This is a genomic window from Saccharopolyspora phatthalungensis, assembly GCF_014203395.1.
In the GTDB taxonomy this organism is placed as follows: domain Bacteria; phylum Actinomycetota; class Actinomycetes; order Mycobacteriales; family Pseudonocardiaceae; genus Saccharopolyspora; species Saccharopolyspora phatthalungensis.
The window spans coordinates 3,842,737-3,865,293 of record NZ_JACHIW010000001.1 but is presented as its reverse complement, the minus strand read 5'-3'; the positions used below and the strand labels follow the sequence as shown (position 1 = coordinate 3,865,293).

Genomic DNA, 22,557 nt, shown 5'->3' with positions numbered 1-22,557 from the left:
CACGGTAAGCCACGGCACCGGTTCTGGAAAGGACAGATACGTAACGACTGGACCGACGTTGTCGTCCGCGGGTTGAACCCGCTCGGCCAGCGGAGACCAGGACTGCGGTGGCACGAACCTCGGGGGATAAATATCGAGGCCGAGAACGGCCACGCCGTTCGCGCTGCGCCGCAACCGGAAATCCCGTTCCGTGACCAGAACGGCGCGGTCCGGATCGTTGATCCACACGCCACTGGCAAACTCGCGCGCGGCTTTCTCGCTGAGCCCGGTCTCGGCTCCCACTGTCGCCAACAGCACCGGAACCTCCGGAGGCCGAGAGACCGTGGTCCGGTACGGCACGCTGCCCGCTACCTGGCGACCCAATTCGAAAGCCGATACGGTGCCCGCCGGTGTGACGAACTCGTCTCCCCACAACCGGGCGAGCACGACGGTCGTCGGCATCAACTCGCGCCCATGCGCATTCTCCAACTGGAGACCACCCGACGACCACCGGCTCCACCAGTCCACATCCGCCGAGGTTCCACCGGCCGCCAGCAAACGATACTGCTGGTTAGAGGTCAGCTCCCGCACCGACAGTGCAGTGGCACGCGGACGTCCGCCGGCGAGAATGAGATCCTGTTTTTCAAACCGGATGCTCTCGCCTTCTTCGCGTTGCACAACACTGACAACATGAACCGGCCCGTCATGGCCATGCCGACGTACTCCGCTCGCGAGCTCCTGGGCCTCCTGTTCTCCCATAGCAGCCCAGTGATCCGGCTGCACAGCGATCACGAGGACGGTCCTGCCGGGATTCGGGGCCGCTAGCTCGCCCAACGCTCCAGCCACTTCTCGGCCGAATGCCCCGACGGTCAGGCGCGCGGAGTGCCGGGTTGCGGGCTCAACGTAGGCGAAGCGTTCATTAGGCTCCCGGTGCGCGAGAACGAGGACAGGCGAGTCATCACGCACCTCGTCCAGCAGCCAGCGCAGGTCAGGCCCCGACTCTGCCCATCGTCGCCAGACGGCCTCCTCATCGCTGTTTCGCGGATATGCGACCGCGTCGATCACGCCCGAGTCCGCCGGTATCGCCAGCCGCAATCGCGGCGACCACGGGACCACGCGAGTGGGGTTGGGGGGATCCGTCGCGCGTTTCCAGGTGGTCACCAGAACCGGCCCGCGATGTCCCGCCTCGCGGAGACCCTCGGCCAGCTCCTGCCGGGCCCGCTCTCGCAGCGCTTCTTCTCGCGTGCTGAAATATGCGTAGACAACGAATGCGCGCTCATCGTCCGCCCCGGCAATCCCGTGGGATCGCGCATCCTCGACGACCTGACGAGCGAACTCACGGGGGCTTACCTCCCGCGTTTCCCACGTATCCCCGTCGGCGACAGTGAACCTGCCTCCCGGGGCTGCCCATACCAGCACGGAGATCGGCGCGCCAGGACCCACCTCCCACCGCACCGAACCGGCTAAGAGTTCGCTCCTGTTCTCGGCGTCAATGGGATAGGCAAGCGTGTTCTCCTCTGCGGAGCCGACCCGCAGCACCAGCACACTCGGCCGCACGCCCGACGGGAGCACGAGCCCCGCATCCTGCCGGCCAGCGGTGCGTGGCCCCACGGCGACCAACCCGAACCCCGAAGGGTCATGCGAGATATAGCCCTCCGCCAGAAGCACCTGCCGGGCACCGTCCCCGCCCGCACCAAGCCCCTCGGCGAACCCCTGAGTGAGGTCGTCAGGACTCAGATGGGCCCCAAGTCCGGCGTTGCCACCGAGGACGACCAAGACGACCGGGCCGTCCTGGTTGTTACCGGCAACCCGCCGATACTGCTCGGTATCGGCCACCCGCTGACCAAGCTCCCGCGGTGTATCCAGGTACGCGGTCGTGCCGCGAATCTCATCACTGATCAGGAACGACTTCTCCGCACCGGCCGTCCGTCGCCTCGCCTCCACCACGATGACGACCGGCTCCCGGCCACCGGCGATCCCCATCTCCCGCCGCACTCGATCCAGCTCCACCCGGCCGCCGTGGAAAATTCGCCACCACTGCGATGACTCCATGCTGACCGGGTACACCACGGTGTTCTCGGCCTGTCCGCCCATCCGCAGCGTCACAGCCCGCGTGGCCTGCCGCCGCCATTGCGCCCGCGCCTCCGCCACCGTCGCTCGTCGCTGCTCACCCCGCTGTTCCAGTGCCTGTTCAACCCGCTTCAGAACACCGGTCAAATAACGCACTTCATGCGGGCGAGTATTCGCGGTGCTCTCAGTCACGTCGTGTATCAAGCTGTGCACGTCCGCAGCGGTCACCGTTGGCCCCTGCATCCGGCCGACATCCCGAATCCAGTCCGCCACGAACCGGACATCCAGCGCCTCCGCGAGAACCGGTCGCCCACCCAACCCCTCGGTCAACCGAAGAACATGAACGAGCCTGCCCCGCAACCGCTCCCAGCTACGCGTACCCGGCCGCTGACTCACCCCCTCCCGATAACGCAACTCCACCGCATCCGCCAGCCTCAACACATCCTCGTCGGCCAGCCTCCGCCTAGCGGCCGGCCCGCCATCCTCGTGCTCACCCGCGACCCACCATTCCCGCAACAGTTCATCGACCGGCCGTCTCACACCACCCTCAGCGGCAGCATCGTCTGCCCACCTGATCACCGGCTCCGGGCTCGCGTGCTCCGCATAGCGCGGCGCAACCGCACCGGACAACGCCGCCCGCAACTCCGGACCACCCGAGGACAACTCCCGCCCATCAGGACCCAGCAACGACCACCGGCCGGTCCCCTCGCCGTCAACGAACACCGGCAGCATCCGCCCATCACCGGAGACCACCGACTCCGTGGCGTGCACCGCACCATCACGGGTCTGCCACACGCCACTTGCATCCGTCATCCACACATGCGCCCGCAGCCTTGTCGCGAACCGCTGCGCGAACGACGGCTCACCCGACCCCGGTTGCCGTCCGGCACCGCAGCCGAACAGCGCCACCGGCAACCCCGTGACGTAGCGCCGGTCTCGCCACACCCGCTCGGCGGATTCCTCCGGCCCGGCCTGTCCGTCCGGCCACCGCGCACGCCCGTGCGACGTCACGTGCACGCCCACGACCTGCACATCCGGCAGGTCCGAGGCCAACGCCAGCGCCTCAACCGCCACCGCACCATCACCGGGGCCGAAGAACATCAGCGGCTGCGGACTGGCCAACCGCGCCACCGCCGCCGACGGCTCCACCGGCAGCGGCCCACTACCGTCCGACCGCCACAACATCCACTGTGGACCATCCTGGGTTTCCATCCGCGCTAGCACATCCACACCCGACCGCAGCGCCTCAGCCACCGACTCAGCACGCACCGTCACCCGGTTACTGCCCAGCACCAACAACTTCCCCAGATCTGGGGAAACTTCCGCGAACCCCGGTGATCTGGTCCACTCTGGATAGACAACGGACTCATCCGACCCCCGGAAGGCCAGCACGACAGGCAAGGACGGAACGGTTGCCACCATCGCCGCGGCATCCGCCCACGCACCCGTCTCCGCCCCGACAAACAACCGGAAGGCGACCCGCTCCGCCATCCGGTCCCACAAGCCCTGCACCGCCATCGCCGAAGACGAATCACCCTGCCTCGGACGCTCCCACACACTGCCCAACACCGCCCTCGCCCGCGCCTGCAAATCCGCCACCCAACCAGCCGGAAGCACACTCAACGCACGCTCAGCCTCCCGAAACTCCCCATACCACCGCTGAAACAGCGTCGCCACCTCGGACTCCGCAACCTCACCAGGCCGGACGGGCCGATCGGACAACGCCATCGCACGCTGCCGGTCAACCAACGCGACCGCAGACGCCACCTCCCCAGCACTCTCATACCTCGGCGGCAAATCCCGCTCATAACGCGGAACGACATCCCTAGGCTCCTCCACGTCACGGACCTCACCTGCCCGCCGCCAGTACAACTCCGGCGTCACGCTTCGCAGCCGGTCCAACACGTCATCGGAGTCGAGAATCACGTCGTGGTAGCCGTCGTAGACGAACACGGGTTGCGGCGGCCCACCAACTCGCCGCAAGCCTTCGGCGAGTGCTCTGGCATACCAATCCGGCAGTGACGTACCGTCCTCCGACATCGGCACGATCACCACCGTCCGCCCAAGCACAATTCCATCTACAAACTGGAAATCCAGGCAACGCTGCTGAATGCGGACGCCCAGCGCAACAGGTTCCGGTGACTCAACCTCGCCATCTTGCTCGCGCACTACGATTTCTTCGTCCCGCATTCGCACAAGAACGAAGGCCGGATCCGGATCGAACTCACCTACCGCTTGTAGCAGCATGGCCCCGTTGCCGTCATCGTCCGACGAGCCCCATGCCACCCAGGCTTCCTCGTCATCCGGCTCCACCGGGAAACCTACGGCATTGTCCGTCCCCCCTGGGGGAATGCCGACCCACAAGGTCTGGGCCGCCAATTCCTCCTGCGGCAGGGGAAGTTGCATTCGTTCGGGCGTCAACAATCTCAGGCCGGGCACCACGACAGGCCCTTCTCCCGGCATGGCGAGCCTGTCTGCCGGGATGTTGGCTGCCGAGAGGTAGACGGGCCGGTCGGCGTCGGGGGTGCCCAGCAGTTTTGCCGTGAAAGCGGTGAGGTCCATCGCCTCATCGAGCTCGTGCGGGCCCACTACTGGGACGATCACGACCGGACGCCGCCAGTCCCCTCGGGTCGCCTCAAGGTATTTCAGGTCGTGCGCCAGTCTGAAGCCCAGTTTTTCTGGGCGTATTGTCCTTCTCCTGCCTGGGGCGATGAAGTAATCGCCCGTCCTGCTCGCGAGGACGACGATCGGCTGTTGGATGCCGCGATATCCCAGTTCCGACAACAGCCGGGAAACTCCGTACGACCGAAGCTGGTCCGCAACATCCGCGTGGTCACTGCCCAGGAAGGAAATGAGCAACGGCCGCTGCGCATCGACGGGACCGGCCGGATGTGTGAGCAGTGCCGACTGCGCTGACGGCGCCTCGATCAGGGCGTACGACCGCCACCCGGACGGAAGCCGGTCGAAATTGCCCATCGACAGGTAAACGGGCCGTTGGATCCCGTCGCTGCGCAAACCCGCCGCCAATGACCGCGCGTCCTGCTCGGTCAGGCCGGAGGGCCATATTGCGAACAGCACCACAACCGGGCGGGCCGGATCACCGCCTCCGGACTCCTGGAAATCCGGGTTGCTGACCACGCTCGTGCCGAAGTCCGAAGGCCCGAGAACCCTCGTCTCGTCGGTCAACGGGTCGACCAGGTGGAAACGTCCGCGCACCGGCGGTGCCACCACAACGACTGGGTTTCGGTGGCCGATCTCCGAAATGATCCAGTCCGTGTTGATGGTAAGCGGCGGCACCGGTCCGGGGTTGGACGGATGCATCAGCACCGGCCCGCAGTCGTCGTCCGCGGGCCGGCTCAGCCCCGCCACCGGCGACCAGTTGCGCGGTGGCACGAACCTCGGGGGATCTGCGCCGAAGTGGAGAACGGCCGCATTGTCCGCATCGCGCTGCAATCGGAAGTCCCGGTCGGTGACCAGGACCGCATGATCCGGGTTGTTGACCCGCACGCCACGGGCGAATTCATGCGCGGCCTGCTCGCTGAGCCCGGCCTCGGCTCCCACCGTCGCCAGCAGCACCGGAGCATCCGGATCCACGGCGATCGAGGTCTGGTACAGCGCGCTACCCGCGACCTGGCGACCGAATTCGAAAGCCGACACGGTGCCCGAGGGCGTGACGAACTCATCGCCCCACAACCGGGCGAGCACGACGGTCGCCGAACGCAATCCGAACCGTTCCACGCCGCTCAGCCGGACGCCATCCGACGACCACCGGCTCCACCAATCCACGTCCGCCGAGGTTCCGCCGGCCGCCAGCAAACGATGCGACGGTGTGGAGGTCAGGTCTTGCACCCTTAGTTCGGCGGCGCGCGGACGACCTCCGGCGAGAATCATGTCCCACGGTGCAAACCGAATGCTGCCGCCCTCATGGTATTCCTCAACGGTAGCGACATAAACCGGCCCGCCGTGGCCATATCGGCGTACGCCGCTCGCGAGTTCTTGGCGTGCCTGCACGCCCAGGACACCCCAGGCATCGTCCGGCAGCACCGCGAACACGACGACGGTCCTGCCGGGATCCGAGGCCGTTATCTCGCGGATTTCTCCGGCCACTAGCCGACCGAATTTTCCGGCGCTCCGGTACCTGGTGTCCCAGGTTCCGGGCTCGACGTAGACAAAAGCTTCGTTAGGCCGCCAGCACGCCAGCACCAGGATCGGCGATTCATCACGCACCTCTTCCAGCAGCCCGTCCAGGTCGGGCGCGGACTCCGCCCACCGCCGCCAATCCGCCTCCTCAACACTGTCGCGCGGAAAGGCGACCGCGTCGATCAGGTGTGAGCCCGCCGGTATCGCCATCCGCAATCGCGGCGACCACGGGACCACGCGTTCGAAGGTCCGGTTCCTCAGTGCGTCTTCGGGAGAAAGGTTCGGGTCGTAGAGGACGGTGCCCCGTTCGGTCACGTGAATCGGCCCGCGATGCCCCGCCTCGCGGAAGCTTTCGGCCAGCTCCCGCAACTCCCACTGCGTCAGCGCTGGCCAACCCTCGCTGGCGGTGCAGACGACGATTGCGCGGTCATCGTCTGGTCCCGCGATTCCGTGGGATCGCAGATCCCCGACCACCCGACGGGCGAACTCCCATGGCCTGATCTCCTCGGTCTCCCACGTATCCGCGTCAGCGAAGGTGAACCCGCCTCTCCGGGTGGTCCATGTCAGCACGAAGATCGGCGAAGCAGCGTCAACGGCCTCCCGCACCGAGCCCATATCCAGCGAATCCGAACCGGCCAGCCGCGCCAACTCGGTGAAACTCGCGACATCAACGGGATAGCCGATGGTGTTCTCTTGGACGGAATCCAGCCGCAGCGCCAGCACCCTCGGTCGCACGCCCGACAGCAGCACCAGCCCCGCGTCCGGCCGGCCGGCGGTCCGTGGCTCCACGGCGACCAACCCGAGCCCGGAAGGTTCATGCGAGATGTAGCCCTCCGCCAGAAGCACCTGCCGGACATCGTCCATGCCCGAACTGAGCCCCTCGGCGAATCGGTGCGTGAGCTCGTCGCGGCTTAGATGCACCCCGAGTCCGGCGTTACCGCCCAAAACCACCAAGACGATCGGGCCGTCCTCGTGGTTTCCGGCAACCCGCCGATACTGCTCGGTGCCGGCCACCCGCCGCCCCAGCTCCTTCGGCGTCTCCAGATGCACGCTCGTACCGCGAACCGCATCACCGATCAGGAACGACTTCTCCGCACCAGCCGTCCGCCGCCGCGCCTCCACCACAACGACGACCGGGTCCCGATCATCGGCGATCCCCATCGCCCGTCGCACCTGGCTCATATCCACCCGGCCGCCGTAAAAGCTCTGCCACCACCGCGACGATGCCTCGTCCACCGGGTACACCACAGTGTTCTCGGTTTGACCCCCCATCCGCAGCGTCACAGCCCGCGTGGCCTCACGACGCCACTGGGCCTGTAGCTCTGTCTCTGTCGCCCGCCGCTGCTCGCCCCCTTGTTCCAGCCCCTGCTCTACCCGCTGCACAACACCAGCCAAGAAGCGCACCTCGTGCAGGCGAACATTCGTCGTGCTCTCGGTGAGCTCCTGCACGAGGCCGTGCACGTCCGCTGCGGTGACAGTCGGCCCCGCCATCCGACCGGCATCCCGAATCCAGTCGGCCACAAGCCGAACATCCCGCGCATCCGCGATCGACGGTTGGCCGCCCCACCCTTCGGTCAACTCAAGGACCTGAACAAGCCTGCCCCGCAACCGCTTCCCGCTATGCGTACCCGGCTCATCCACGCCACCCCGGTAACGCAGTTCCACCGCATCGGCCAACCTCCGCACATCCTCATCAGCCAAGCTCCGCGCGCCGACATCCTCATGCCCAGTCGCGGACCACCACCTGCTCAACAGCTCCTCGGCCGAACCCGTCACACCATCCTCATCCGCAGCGGTGGACGCGGCATCGCCGTCCTCCGCCCACCTGATCAGCGGCTCTGGACCCGCTCCCGCCGCATAGCGCGGCGAGGGCGAGTCGGTCAGCGCCGCACGCAGCTCCGGACCACGCGAGAACACCACATGCCCGTCGGGGCTCAGCAGCGACCAATGGCCGGTTCCCTGGCCGTCGACGAACACCGGCAGCATCCGACCATCACCGGACACTGCCGAATCCGTGGCGTGTACCGCGCTATCCCTGGTCTGCCACACGTCGCTGGCATCCGCCGTCCACACCTGCGCCCGCAGCCTTGTCGCGAACCGCTGCGCGAACGACGACTCGCCCGGCTCAGGTCGCCGTCCGGCACCGCATGCGAACAACGCCACCGGCAGCCCCGTGACGTAGCGCCGGTCTCGCCACACCCGCTCCGCCGATTCCTCCGGACCCAACTCACCATCCGGCCACCGCGCACCCCCCTCGGGCGTCACATGCACACCCACCACCTGCACACCCGGCAAGCCCGACGCCAACACCGCCGCCTCAACCGCCACCCCGCCCTCACCATCGGCAAAGAACATCAACGGCGCCGGACTCGCCCAGCGCGCCACCTCCGCCGACGGCTCCACCCGGAGCGGTGTACTCCCATCCGCCCGGAACAACATCCACTGTGGACCATCTTCGGTGTCGGTCCGCGCCAGCACATCCACACCCGAGCGCAGCGCCTCGGCCACCGGCTCTTCAGGCACCACCAGGCGCTCATTGCCCAAGACCAGCAATCCGCTCCGGTCCGGCAAGACCTCCGCAAACCCGGGCGATCTCGTCCACACCGGATAGGCCACCGACTCATCCGATCCCCGCACCGCAAGCACGACAGGCAAATACGGAACGGTTGCCACCATGGACGCGGCATCTGCCCAGGCGGCCGTTTCCGACCGGCCGCCGCCGTAGAGCCGGAACGCGACCCGCTGCGCCATCCGGTCCCACAGGTCCTGCACGGCCATCGCCGATGACGTATCTCCCTGCCTCGGGCGTTCCCACATGCTTTCGAGGATCGTCCTGGCCCGCGCGTGCAGATCCGCCACCCAATCGGCCGGAAGGGCGCTCAGCGCACGTTCTGCTTCCTGGAAATCCCCGTTCCACCGCTGATACACACTCGCGACCTCGGTCTCCGCGACCTCGGCAGGCCGCGCAACACCGGACACGATTGCCGAACGCTGCCTGTCGATGGTCGCGACCGCCGACGCGACCTCGCCGGCATTCGCATAGTCCGGCGGCAAATCCCGCTCATAACCCGGGACCAATTCCCGGGGCTCCTCGGCGTCACGAGCTCCCCAACCCCGTCGCCAATGCAACTCAGGTGTCACGCTCCGCAACCGATCCAGCACAGTATCGGTGTCGAAAGCCTCGTGGTAGTAGCCGTCGTAGACGAACACGGGTCGCGGCGGCCCGCCGACTCGACGCAACCCTTCGGCAAATGCCCTGGCATACCAGTCCGGAAGCCGCTCACCATCGTCCGATGCCGGCACGACCACAACCGTTCGCCCCAGTTGCCCGGGATCCGCAAATGCGGAATACGGGTAGGCAAGGTCCTGGAAATGCGGGGAACGGTGGATGAGCGTGCCCAGCTCGACAGGATCCAATGCTTCCCGCCGGCGCTCCCGCTCAGACCCGGGATCGGACCCCGACTCCGACTCCGGGTCCGGGTCCGGGTCCGACTCGTCATCTCGCTTGTGCACTACTTCGATGTTTCCGCCCGACACTTTCACAAAAACGAACATCGGGTCCGGATCGAACTCACCCATCGCGCGTCGCAGCATGGGCCCGTGCCCGTCGTAATCCAACGAGCCCCATCTTTGCCAGGCTTCCAGGTCTGCCGGCTCCAGCGGGAAACCCACGGCATTGAGGTCCCACGCCGTGCCAACGCCGACATGCAGTGTCTCGGAGTCCAGTTCCTCCTGCATACGGGGAGGCTGCATTCGGTCGGGCGTCAACAGTCTCAGACCGGCCGACACGACGCGCCCGTCTCCCAGCGTGGCCAGTCTGCCCACCGGAATGTTCTCTTGGGAGATGTAGACGGGCCGATCAGCGTCGAGGGTGCCCAGCAGCCGCGTCAAGAACGGAATGAGATTTGCCTCGGTAACGTGGGGCGGATTCCCTAGCGGGACGATCACGACCGGCCGCCGCCAGTCACCTCGTATCGCCTCAAGGTAATTCCGGTCTCGACCCAGAAATTCACCAAAGCGCGCAGCCGACATTGAGCTTTCGCCGAACGGTGCTAATAAGCCAGGGTAATTCGCGCTCACGGTGACGACAATCGGCTGTGGGGAGCCGCGATACCCCAGCTCTGACAACAGCCGGGAAATCCCGAACGAACGAAGCCGTTCATGGATCTCCTCGTGATCTCTGTCCACATAGGATATGTGCAAGGGACGCTGGGCTTCGATAGAACCAGCCGGATGGGCGGAAAACGCTGATTGCGCGGACGGCGCCGCAACCAAGGCATAAGACCCCCACCCGCTCTCGTATTCCACAAACTCACCCATCGACAGGAAAACCGGCCGCTGGACCCCGTCGCCGCGCAGCCCCTCCGCCAACGACCGCGCGTCCCGCTCGGTCAAACCGGACGGCCAGTTGCGGAACACCACGGCAACCGGACGAGCTCGATCGTCGTTGACGAGCTGCTGGAACGCCGCACTTCTGAGCACGCTCGTACCGAAGTCCGAAGGCCCCAGTACCCTCGTCTGACCAGTCGGATCCAGCACGTGGAAGCGTCCCTGTGCCGCCTGCGCAACCACAACGAAAGGCTTCCGGTGGCCGGTCTCCGCGACAACCCAGTCGGTGTCCACAGTAAACTCGGACTCGGTTCCTGACCGAGCCGGATACCACACCACCGGCCCGAAGTCATCGTCCCCGGGTCGGCTCAACTCAGTCACCGGGGACCAGTTGTGCGGGGGCACGAACCTCGGGCGGTCCGTCCCGAAGTGAAGAACGGCGACGTCGTCCGCATCTCGCCGCAATCTGAAATCCCGATCCGTCACGAGTACCGCACGATCCGGGTCGTTGCTCCACACGCCACGGGCGAACTCACGCGCGGCTTCCTCGCTGAGCCCAGTCTCGGCTCCCACGGTCGCCAACACGACACAAGGGTCTGGGCGCAGGCCCGAGAATTCGTAAGTCGAGCTGCGCGCCAGCTGGTGGCCGAATTCGAAGGCCGACAGGGTGCCCGACGGCGTGACGAACTCATCACCCCACAACCGGGCGAGCACAACGGTCGTCCAGCGCAGCCCGAACCGTTGGGCGGCTGTCACCCGGAAACCTTCCGACGCCCAGTGGCGCCACCAATCCACATCCACCGAGGTTCCACCGGCTGCCAGCAAGCGATGCGATGGGCTGGAGAAACTCAGCTCCCGCACCGACAGTTCGGCGGGGCGCGGACGTCCTCCGGCGAGAGTGATGTCCCCTATCGCTAACGAGACACCCCGGTATTCCGCAACGGGAGCAACATAAACCGGCCCTTCGTGGCCATATCGGCGCACCCCGCTTGCGAGCTGCTGACGTGCCTGTTCGCTTGGCGCAACCCCAAATTCCGGCGGCACGGTAAGGATGACGACGGCTTTGCCGGGATTCGAGGCCGTTATCTCGGCCACTTCTCCAGCCACGATCCGGCCGAACGCCCCGGCGGAGAGGTGCCCGGTGGCCCGGGTTTCGGGGTCGACGTAGAAGAAAGTCTCATCAGTCCGCTGGCGCGTCAGCACGAGGATTGGTGACTCATCACGCACCTGCGCCCGCAGCGCATCCAGGTTCGGCCCCGACGCCGCCCACCGCCTCCACGCCTTTTCCTCAATACTGTTGCGCGGGTACGCAACCACGTCGAGAACGCCTGAGCCCGCCGCGATTGTCAGCCGCAATCGCGGCGACCACGGGGTCACGAGGTCGTAGCTGGTGCTGTTCGTCGCGGGGTTCCATCCGGCCACCTGAATCGTCCCGCGATATCCCGCCTCGCGGAAGCTCTCGGCCAGCTCCTGCCGGGCCCGCGCCGGCAGCAGTTGCTCACGCGTACTGACGCAAGGGCGCACCACGACCACGCGGTCCTCGTCATGCCCGGCGATCCCGTGGGATCGTGCATCCTCGACCACCCGGCGAACGAACTCACGTGGGGTGAGATCCTGCGTTTCCCACGTGTTCTCGTCAGCGACGGTAAACCCGCCCCACGGTGTGATCCATGCGACCACGAAGATCCGCGAATCAGCGTCATTAAACCCGCGCGCCAGGCCCTCGTCCGCCGCTGAAAGTAATTGCTGTTTGTTCGCGGCATCCACGGGATAGACGATCGCATTCTCCCGCTCGGAGTCCAGCCGCAACGCCAGCACGCTCGCTCGCACTCCCGAGGGCAGCATCAGCCCCGCATCCCGCGCACGACCAGTCCCTGAGCCCATCGCGATCAACCCGAACCCGGAAGGATCCTGCGAGATATAGCCCTCCGCCAGCAGAACCTGCCGGCTGCCGTCCCCACCCGCGGTAAGCCCCTCGGCGAATCGCCGCGTGAGCTCGTCACGACTCAGATGCACCCCGAGCCCCGCGTTGCCACCCGTGACCACCAAGACGACCGGACCATCCCGGTTGCTTCCGGCAATCCGCTGGTACTGCTCGGTACCGGCCACCCACTGACCAAGCTCCCACGGCGTCTCCAGGTGCGCGGTCGTACCGCGAACGGCATCACCGATCAGGAACGACTTCTCCGCACCAGCCGTCCGCCGCCGCGCCTCCACCACGACGACGACCGGATCCCGGTCACCGGCGATCCCCATCTCCCGCCGCACCCGATCCAGATCCACCCGGCCACCGTGAAAATCCCGCCACCACCGCGACGACGCCATGCTGACCGGATACGCCACGGTGTTCTCGGCGTGCCCACCCATCCGCAGAGTCACGGCTTGCGTGGCCCCACGCCGCCACTGCGCCCGCAACTCGGCCACGCTGGCCTGCCGTTGACGCCTTCCTTCCATGCCCTGATCGCGGAGAACGCCGGCCAGGTAGCGGGCTTCGTGGAAACGAACGTCCTTGGGATCGTCGGTCAGCTCCTGCACGACGCCGTGCACATCCGCAGCCGTCACCATCGGCCCCTGCATCCGACCGGTATCCCGAATCCAGTCCGCCACCAACCGAACATCCCGCGCATCCGCGACGGTCGGTTGCCCGCCCAACTGCTCGGTCAGCTCAAGAACATGAACAAGTCTGCCCCGCAACCGCTCCCAACTACGCGTCCCCGGCCGCTGCCCCACCGCACCCCGATAACGCAACTTCACCGCATCTGCCAGCCTCAGCACATCCTCATCGGGCAACCTCCGCCTAGCGGCCGGCTCACCATCCTCAGGCTCACCCGCGGCCCACCATTCCCGCAACAAGTCATCGACCGGCCGTCCGGCACCACCCTCAGCGTCAGCATTGTCCGCCCACCTGATCAGCGGCTCCGGACTCGCCCCCTCCGCATAGCGCGGCGGAACCGCACCGGCCAGCGCCGCCCGCAACTCCGGACCACCCGAGAACAACTCCCGCCCATCAGGGCTCAGGAAAGACCACCGACCAGTACCCATGCCATTAACGAACACCGGCCGCATCCGCCCATCTCCGGACACCACCGACTCCGTGGCATGCACCGCACCATCACGCGTCTGCCACACGCCACTGGAATCCGTCACCCACACATGCGCCCCCACCCCCGCCGCAAACCGCTGCGCGAATGACGCCTCACCCGACCCCGGTTGCCGCCCCGCACCACACCCGAACAACGCCACCGGCATCCCCGCAACAAAACGCCTATCCCGCCATACCCGCTCCGCCGACTCCTCCGGCCCCAACTCCCCATCCGGCCACCGCGCACCCCCCTCGGGCGTCACATGCAGACCCACCACCTGCACACCCGGCACATCCGCAGCCAACGCCGCCGCCTCAACCGCCGCCTCATCCTCACCAGCACCGAAGAACATCAACGGCTCCGCACGCACAAACCGCGTCACCTCCGCCGCCGGCTCCACCGGTAACGGCTCACTCCCGTCCGACCGGAACAGCATCCACTGTGGACCATCGTCGGTGTCCGTCCGCGCCAGCACATCCACGCCCGGCCGCCGCATCTCGGCCACCAGCTCACCAGACACCACAACGCCGTCACTGCCCAGCACAAACAACCGGCCGCGCTCCGGGGAAGCCTCAGCGAACCCCGGCGACCTCGTCCATCCCGGGTAGGTAAATGACTCCTCCGACCCACGCGCCGCCAGCACCACGGGCAAGAACGGAATAGTTGCCACCATCGCCGCGGCATCCGCCCAGGCACCCGATTCCGACCGGCCATCGCCATGCAACCGGAACGCGACCCGCTGCGCCATCCGATCCCACAAGCCCTGCACGGCCATCGCCGAGGACGAATCACGCTCCCTCGGACGCTCCCACACACTGTCCAGGATCGTCCTGGCCCGCGCCTGCAGATCCGCCACCCAATCGGCCGGAAGCGCGCTCAACACCCGCTCGGCTTCCTCGAACTCCCCGCTCCACCGCCGAGCCACGTTCGCGATCTCGATCTCCGAGAGCTCACCAGGTCGGGCGGGCCGGCCGGCATCGGACCCACCCGCCGCGCGCTGCCTGTCGACCGCCGCAACCGCGGCGGCGACCTCCCCGGCGCTCGCATAACTCGGCGGCAGATCCGGCTCATAGCGCGGCACGAGTTCCCCAGGATGCTCCACGTCAGGAACATCCCCAGCCCGCCGCCAATGCGCCTCCGGGGTCACGCTCCGCAACCGGTCCAACACCATATCGGTGTGGAACGCCTCTTGGTGGTATCCGTCGTAGACGAACACGGGTCGCGGCGGCCCACCAACTCGACGCAACCCCTCGGCGAGTGCTCTGGCGTACCAGTCCGGAAGCGGCGCACCATTTCTCGACATCGCCACGAGCACCACCGTGCGCCCGAGTTGCCCGCGATCCGCGTTCTGGAAATCCCGGGAATGCTGCATGTTCATGCCCAGGACTACCGGTTCCGGTGAAACAATCGCACTATTTCCGTTGCGAACTAATATTTTTCCATCCTGCACGTACACAAAGACGAACAGCGGGTCCGGATCGAACTCGGCCACCGCGCGCCGCAGCATGGGCCCGTATCCGGGGTAATCCAACGAGCCCCATGCCTGCCAGTAGGGGACGTCTGGTTGCGGCGGGAAGCTCACGGCGTTACTGGCCGACTCCGGACCAATGCCGACCCGGAACTCCTCGCTCAGCAGTTCCTCCTTCGGAGGGGGAGACAGCATTGCGCCGGGCGTCAACTGGCTCAGCCCGCCCGACACGGCGCTCCCGCGTTCCGGCGACTTGAGCCTTAACTGCGAAATGTTGTTTTCTGTGATGTAGACGGGCCGGTCAGCATCGGATGTGCCTAGTAGTTGGGCGGCGAAGGAAACGAGATCCGGCACCGCATCGGGGTTGTGCCCCGGCCCGAATGTCACGATCACGACGGGCCGCCGCCAGTCCCCTCGGGTCGCGTCAAGGTAGTCCGGGTTGCGCGCCAGTAGAGAGGCAAAGTTTCCAGGGGCTAATCTCTTGGCGCCGTCTGGCGAAAGGAACTTATCGAACTCCACGAAGGCCAGGACCACAACCGGCGGCTGGGGATCGCGATACCCCAACTCGGACAATAACCGGGAAAGCCCGTACGAACGAAGCTGTCCGACAACATCCTCATACACCCTGTCCACGCAGGCGACCAACGACGGTTGCCGCGCCTCGACAGCACTGGCGGGATGGGTGAGCAGCGCCGACTGCGCCGACGGGGCCTCGACCAGCGCGTGCGCCCGCGACAAGCCTCTCCAGTCGGACTTGAGCTCGCCCATAGACAAGAAAACCGGCCGCTGGACGCCGTCGCTGCGCAATCCCTCCGCCAACGACCGCGCGTCCCGTTCGGTCAAGCCGGACGGCCACGTTTCGAACAACACCACAACCGGGCGGAGCGGATCGTCACCGACGAACTGCTGGAACTCCGCACCTCTGAGCACCCGCGTACCGAAGTCCGAAGGCCCGAGAACCCTTGCCTTCCAATCCGGATCAAACACGGGGAACCGTCCGTGCTCCGACGACACCACCACAACGAATGGCTTCCGGTGGCCAACCTCCGAAGCGATCCAGTCCGTATCCACGTTTCGCCGCCGGTGGGGCGAATACGACACCACCGGCCCGAAGTCGTCGTCCGCGGTGCGGATCACGGCGGTCGCCGGCGAGAAGTCCGGCGGCGGCACGAACCTCGGGGGATTCAAGTCGAGCGGGAGAACGGCCACTCCCCCCGGATCGCGCCCCAACCGGAAATCCCGGTCCGTGACCAGGACCATGCGATCCACGTCGTTGCTTCGCACGCCACGGGCGAACTCCTGCGCGGCAGGCTCACTGAGCCCCGTCTCGGCTCCCACGGTCGCCAACAGAACAGGAGCGTCTGAGCGCGAGGCCACGGACTCGTACGGCTCGCTGCGCGCCAGCTGGCGGCCGAATTCGAAGGCTGACAACGTGCCCGACGGCGTGACGAACTCATCACCCCACAACCGCGCTAGCACAACCGTGGTCGAACGCTCCCCGAACCGGGGCGTACTACCCAACCGGAAACGATTCGACCATCGCCTCCACCACTCGACATCCGCGCTGGTCCCTCCGGCGGCCAGCAAACGATGCGCCTGATTAGTGGACAGATCCAGCACCGACAGTTCAGCGGCGCGCGGACGACCTCCGGCTAGAGTGAACGCCTGAACTCCGAACCGGATATTGTCGCCGTCACTGTATTGCTCAACGTCAGCAACATAAACCGGACCGTCGTGGCCGTATCGGCGTACTCCGCTCGCGAATTCCTGGCACGCGTTCTCTCCCAAGGCAACCCCGGCATCCGGCCGCACCACAAGCAAGACGACCGCATTTCCGGGATTCGAGGCCGCTGTATCGCGTATTGCTCCGGCCACGACCCGACCGAATGCCCCGGTCCGCAGCCGCTCGGTTTTCCGGGTTTCGGCGTCGACATGGATGATGGTTTCACCAGGCTGCCAGCACGCCAGCACGAGGATCGGTGACTCATCACGCACCTGTGCCCGCAGCTCTTCCAGATCAGGCCCCGACTCCGCCCATCGCCGCCACGCGGCCTCCTCATCGCTGTTGCGCGGATATGCGAAGGCATTGATGACGCTTGAACCCGCCGGTATCGTCAGCCGCAGTTGCGGAGACCACGGGACCACTTGGTGGAAGGACTGAATCACGAACGGTTCGTCGTGATCGAAGGCGGGGCCCTCCACCTTACTGTTCTTTGCGGTCATGTGAATCGGCCCGCGATATCCCGCCGCGCGGAAGCCCTCGGCCATTTCCAGCCGGGCTCGCCCTGTCATCTCTCGCACGCCGTCGCGGAAGTAGGTGCAGACGACGACGGCACGGTGATCGTCGTCGCCGACGATCCCGTGGGACCGCGCGTCCTCGACCACCCGACGAGCGAACTCGCGTGGATTCACCTCCTGCGTTTCCCACGTGTTCGCGTCGGCGACGACGAACCGGCTCCCCGGGGTGGTCCATGCGAGTACGAAGATCGGCGAATCAGCATCAACAGCCACCCGAACCGTTGCCATGTCGAGTCGCGAGGCGGCGAGCCGCTCGAACTCGTCCATGTTCTCGGCATCCACGGGATAGGCGATCGTGTTCTCCCGTTCCGAGTCCAGCTGTAGCGCCAGCACGCTCGCTCGCACGCCAGAGGCCAATACGAGCCCACCGCCGTACGTCTGACCAGCCCGTGATCCCACGGCTACCAACCCGAACCTTGAGGGACCGTGCGAGATATAGCCCTCGGCCAGCAGAACCTGCCGGGTACCGTCCCCGCCCTCGCCGAGTCCCTCGGCGAATCGCCGTGTGAGCTCGTCGGCACTCAAATGCACGCCGAGTCCCGCGTTACCACCCAGGATCACCAAGACGACCGGGCCGTCCTCGTTGCTTACGGCAATCCGCTGGTACTGCTCGGTACCGGCCACCCACTGACCAAGCTCCCACGGCGTCTCCAGGTGCGCGGTCGTACCGCGAACCGCATCACCGATCAGGAACGACTTCTCCGCACCAGCCGTCCGCCGCCGCGCCTCCACCACGACGACGACCGGATCCCGCTCTCCGGCGATCCCCATCTCCCGCCGCACCTGGCCCAAGTCCACCAAGCCGCTCTGGAAACGTTGCCACCACCGGGACGACACCGCGTCGACCGGATACACCACGGTGTTCTCCGCTTGGCCTCCCATCGCCAGCGTCACGGCCCGCGTGCCCCCATACCGCCACCGCGCCCGCAACTCCGCCACCGTTGCCCGCCGCTGCTCGCCCCCTAACTCCAACCGCTGCTCAACCTGCCTAAGAACACCAGCCAAGTAGCGCACTTCGTGCAGGCGAACATCCGTGGTTGTCTCGGTCAGCTCCTGCACGAGGCTGTGCACGTCCGCAGCCGTCACCGTCGGCCCCTGCATCCGGCTGGCATCCCGGATCCAGTCCGCCACCAGCCGAACATCCCGCGCATCCGCGATGTCCGGTCGCTCGACCAGCTCAGCGGTCAGCTCAAGAGCCAGGAAAAGCCTGCCCCGCAACCGGTCCCCACTGCGCGACCCTGGTCCGCCCACGCCATCCCGGTACCGCAGTTCCACCGCGTCAGCCAGTCTCCGCACGTCCTCGGGCGCGGTCGTGAATCCCCACCTGGTCAACAGCTCGTCGACCGATTCGCGCTCCCCATGCCCGGGCCAGCGGACGACCGCCTCTATCCGCGCATCATCCGGATACCGCGACGCAACCGCATGGCTTGCCGCCGCCCGCAATTCCGGGCCCGAGGAATCCAGCAGCTCACCGTCAGACCCCAACAACGACCAGCGACCGGTGCCCACACCATCCACGAACCTCGGCAACAACCTGCCATCCGAGGCCACCGACACCTCGGTGGCATGCACACCGCCGTCCACCGTTTGAACCACGTCGGTATCGGCCACCCAAGCCGAACCGCGCAACGCACGAGCAAACCGCTCGGCAAACGACAACGCACCCGGACCCGGACGCCGATACGCAGCACACCCCAGCAACGCCACCTTCAGCCCCGGCACAAACCGCCGATCCCGCCGCACCTCCGCCACGAAATCCTCCGGCCCGACCCGCCGGCCATCCGCCAGTACCGCACTCCCCCGCGCCGTCACATGCACACCCACAACCTGGGTATCCGGCAAAGCGGGTGCCAGCCGCGCGGCACGATCCATCAACCCATCGGAATCACCAGGCCCCCCGAACAACAACGGCTCCGGCCTCGGCCGACCCGCCAACTCGGCAGGAGGATCGACCAACCGAGGCCGACTCCCATCCGCCCCGTACAACATCCACGTCGGTCCCTGACCAAAGTCGACCCGCGCCAACACATCCGCCCCGACGCCCTGCACCTCGGCCAGCGCATCACCGGAAACGGCCTTCTCGTTGTGCCCGAGTACCAGCAGCGGCCGAGTGCCCTGCGGGGCGGCGGCATGATCCGGCGACCGGGTCCACCCGGCGTATTCGGCACGTTCCCTCGCCCCCCGCACCCGCAGGCTCACCGAAGCGCTGGGAACCGCATCCTCACCCGCCGACCACACCACACCACGCCGCTGGCTCTCCGGTGCCACCGCCGCCGAACTCGCCGCGAAACCACCAGACGTGCCGGTCGCCGTGGCCGTCTCAGCACGCCCCTCCTCGGCCGAACCCGGCACCGCCGCCTCCGCCGCACCCCTCGGGACAGCAGTCGACGAACTCGCCGCCACATCCAGCACCTCGCCGGTCTGCTTCGGCCCCGACCCGCCTACCGGACGGGGACGTGCCCCATCCGCACCAAACCGCATCCACCGCGGACCACGCCGCCCCGGCACCAACGCAACAACATCACGCCCCACACCCCGCGCCACCTCGGAAGCCTGACCCGACAACACCACGGCACCCGAATCATCGCCAGACACCAACACCACCGGACCCGCACCCGCATCCCCCACCCGGCCGCGCACGAACGCCGCAACCCCACCGCCGGAGACCACATCCCCAGGCACCTGCACCCGCACCGCACCCGGAGGCAACCCCACCGGCCCCGCACCCGGCACCGGGCCACCCGAGGACACCACGCCCGACGGGTCCGGCAGAGCCGACTCCGGCGATACCGGCGACTGCGGCGCACGAGCCGCATCCCCATTCCCCACAACCGAATCCGCTCCCGCAAATGCACCAGGAACGCTCGCATCATCCTGCCCGGATCCCTGCGCCGGCAACGTCTCCCCGCCCCCAGTTGCCGGAACCACCCCAGCCACAGGGGAAGCAGTCTCCGAAACCACGCCGTCCGACAACGCACCCGGCGCATCAGTTGCGCTCGTCAATGGCTTGTCCGCCACCGAGCCGGGCACGCCTGTCTTAGTCTCTCCATCCAATGCAGCGCTCGGACTGTCCACACCAGACGATGCGATGTCGGCATGGTCATCGCTCGGCGACGAATCGACAGAGGGATCCGCCTCCGTCACCCCACCATCAGATCTCGTCGAACCGCTTTGGTAATCACCTGGAGTGTCCATATGGGACAATGCGGGCGTGGCCTTCTCGTCGCGCCTCGACGAGTCGGAATCTCCGGTCCGCGCCCCACCAGCAGAGGCGGACAAGCCACCCTGGTCGAGCGAACCAGACCTCGGTACCGGCGACGAATGCCCAACCGAGTCATCGAATCCGTCCACATGCGACCCGCCCGGACCGGCCCGGCCAGCATCGGCAGCCGGGCTGTAGGCGGGCGGTGGCGTTCCGGCACGGGAGCCGCCGATCCCGGTGTCGGAACCCGCTGCGTCGTTGCGGACATGGTCCTGATCCCGAGACGGACTGTACGGCGGCGGTACATCTGGATTGTCCCGACCCCACAACGCACCCGGAGCCGCCGCATCATCCTCAAGCCACGCCACCGGCGAGGTGACCTCCGGCGTCACAGACTCACCGGAATACTCGCCGGCACCGGTACCCGCATTCCCGGCCGCCGCGCCGGGCTGGGCCCCGGCAGCGGGCTGGGCCCCGGCGGCGGGCTGGGCCCCGGCGGCGGGCGGGACAATCCTCGTATCCGGTACCGAGGTCTGATGAGCCGGGCTGCCCGTCCACGGCGCGCCCGGGGACGAAGACGGGCCCTCCGCATCCTCGGCCAGCACGCCATCTCCGCGATCCCGCGCCCCGGGCACACCATCCGGCGCCGCTTTCCCGGGGGCGGAGCCAGCGGGCGGGAGAGACCAGGTGACCGGAATTCCCGTCCCCACCAAACCCGGTGCCGGGCCAGTGTCCACCGTTTCGGATCCGGGAACCGGCACCTCAGAATCCACATTGGACATCTTCTCCGGGAAGCCGGACTTCTCACTGAAGTGTGCCGTAGCGGCAGGCTTCTCGCCCGTCTGCGACCCGGAATCGGTCTTCAACTCTTCCGAGAAGTCCGTGTCGGTAGGCGTGTCGGCGCTGCCGGAATCCTCCTCTTCGCCGGCGTTCTCCCGCGCCCGGCCCGCCGGAATCAACTGCCCCCGCAAGGCCAGGCCCGCCAGGTTCCCCATACCCGAGCCCACCGCCTCCGACAACCCGGCGGTGAACGAGAACGGGTTCCACTGCGCCCCCTGACCGCTCAGCGCGCCATACCCGGCTTCGCCGAGCATTTCGGTCAGGCCCTCTTCCAGGGACTCGCCCAAGCCGTGACCGAACCGGGCCACCCACATCGCCCGCACCGACATACCGGTGTAATCATCTAAGCTCTTGGACACCACATCAGCGAACTTGGCCATCGCTGACACCGGGTACTGCTCCGCGTGCTCCTCCGCCACATGCTTGGCCGCCGCCGTCAACACCTCGGCATCGATCTCATCGCCCAAACCGCGCACCAAGACCTTGGTGATCGCGTTGCCCACCACATTGCCCAACGCCGACAATGGCACCGCCAACAGCGCGCTGAAGGAGCCGACCCCCACCGCCATCTCCGACATCGCCGCATCCCACTTCTTCCGCGTCCCCAACGCGAACTGCAACCCCTGAGCCCCAGCATCTATCACCACCTGCAACCCGACCCCCACCACCTGCGCCACCGCAAGACGCATAAACAGCTGCCCCCACCACCGCGACAGCAGAAACCGCATCACCGCGAACCGCGCCGCCAGCCACGCCATACTGGCCCCACCAGTGAGCCCGGCCATCGACACCGCCCACGCGATTTCCGCCAACAGCAGGAGCAAACCCCCCACTGTCACCAATTTCAAATACTGCACCTGCAACGCCAAACCCCGCACGAACTCCGCCAACTGTCGTAACCCCGCGCCACCGGACTCCAGCACCGGGCCAAACCCCGCCAACCGTTCGGCGAACCGGTCCGCCGCCTTGCCCGAGAACCGTCCCCGTACCCGCTCCACCACATCCCGCACCACCGGGCCCAACGTCTCCACCGTCGCCGCATCCGACTCCAACGCCCCCGCCGCCGCGAATAACGCATCCTCATCCGCATCCGTCATGTCTTCACCGGTAAGTACCTGAAATAGCCGTCTCACCTCCTCCGGCACCAT

1 protein-coding gene (only partly in view) is annotated in these 22,557 nt (G+C 66.9%); it reads right to left on the bottom strand.

Features of this window, described 5'->3' with window-relative positions; genetic code table 11:
- A protein-coding gene (locus tag BJ970_RS17880) for a DUF8616 domain-containing protein (RefSeq protein ID WP_446689099.1) crosses the window boundary here: on the bottom strand, positions 1–22,557 show its 5' portion. Its footprint begins 18,369 nt before the window's first position; the window shows 22,557 of its 40,926 coding nt (coding positions 1–22,557); it begins with the start codon at positions 22,555–22,557; the stop codon falls past the left edge of the window.